Source organism: Pseudomonas sp. PA-4-8C (genome assembly GCF_021606625.1).
GTDB classification, from domain to species: Bacteria; Pseudomonadota; Gammaproteobacteria; order Pseudomonadales; family Pseudomonadaceae; genus Aquipseudomonas; species Aquipseudomonas lactis.
The window spans coordinates 1-1,555 of the sequence record NZ_WKCD01000517.1 but is presented as its reverse complement, the minus strand read 5'-3'; the positions used below and the strand labels follow the sequence as shown (position 1 = coordinate 1,555).

Here is a 1,555-nt window from a genome sequence, read left to right as displayed (position 1 = left end):
ACCGTGCAGTTGCAAGACAAGGACGGCAAGCCAGTCGGCGAAGCGGTCGTCCTTGATGACAAAGGCCAGGGCGTAATCAAGCTGCCACAGGAAGTGGGCGGCGAGTCGGTAGGTATTGTGGCCAAGGACGATGGTCAGCAGTCGCCGGCCGCAACCGTTGACGTTCCGCTGCTCAAGCCGCAGCCAGGTGTAGTTGATGCTGAAAAAGGTGAATTGCCGGTCACCGGTAAGCCGGGTTCGACCGTGCAATTGCAGGACAAGGACGGCAAGCCCGTCGGCGAAGCCGTCGTTCTGGATGACAAAGGCCAGGGCGTAATCAAGCTGCCACAGGGAGTGGGCGGCGAGTCGGTAGGTATTGTGGCCAAGGACGATGGTCAGCAGTCGCCCGTCGCGACTGTTACCGTTCCGCCATTGAAGCCAACGTTGAGTGAGGTTGATCCGCAAACCGGCAAGGTTGAAGTCACCGGCAAACCGGGCGCAACCGTGCAGTTGCAGGACAAGGGTGGCAAGCCCGTCGGTACGCCAGTGACGTTGGACGGCCAGGGTAAAGGCGAAATCCAAATTCCGACCACGGTTAGCGGCCAGGCGGTGTCTGCGGTGCAGAAAGTAGATGGCGTTGATTCGCTGCCGTCTGCCGCCGTTACCGTTCCACTGCTCAAGCCTGTGTTGGGTGCTGTGGATGCAGACAAAGGCGAACTGCCGGTCACCGGCAAACCTGGCTCGAATGTGCAATTGCAGGACAAGGACGGCAAGCCAGTCGGTACTCCGGTCACTCTGGACGATAAAGGTCAGGGCGTGATCAAGCTGCCACAAGGTGTGGGCGGTGAGTCCGTAGGCGTGGTCGCCAATGCCGATGGTCAGCAGTCGCCAGTGGCGACCGTTACCGTTCCGCCATTGAAGCCAACGCTGAGTGAAGTTGATCCGCAAACCGGCAAAGTTGAAGTCACCGGCAAGCCGGGTGCGACCGTGCAGTTGCAAGACAGCACCGGCAAACCGATCGGTTCGCCAGTGACCTTGGACGCTCAGGGTAAAGGCGAAATCCAGATCCCGACCACGGTCAGCGGTCAGGCGGTGTCTGCGGTACAGAAAGTAGACGGCGTTGATTCACTGGCATCTGCTGCCGTTACTGTTCCACTGCTCAAGCCGCAGCCGGGTGAAGTCGATGCCGAAAAAGGCGAACTGCCGATCACCGGCAAACCTGGCTCGACCGTGCAGTTGCAAGACAAAGACGGCAAGCCCGTCGGCGAAACGGTCATCCTGGATGACAAAGGCCAAGGTGTAATCAAACTGCCACAGGAAGTGGGTGGTGAGTCGGTGGGTATTGTGGTCAAGGACGATGGCCAGCAGTCGCCAGTGGCGACCGTTGCTGTGCCACCATTGAAACCAACGCTGAGTGAAGTTGATCCGCAAACCGGCAAGGTTGAAGTTACCGGCAAACCGGGCGCAACCGTGCAATTGCAAGACAGCGCAGGCAAACCGATCGGTTCGCCAGTGACCTTGGACGCTCAAGGCAAAGGCGAAATCCAAATCCCGACCACGGTCAGCGGCCAGGCGG

General features: G+C 59.5%; 1 protein-coding gene. It reads left to right on the top strand.

The genetic code is table 11. The features are described from left to right. On the top strand, positions 1-1,555 hold a 1,555-nt coding region (locus tag GIW04_RS30605; RefSeq protein ID WP_236479600.1), incomplete at both ends, for an Ig-like domain-containing protein.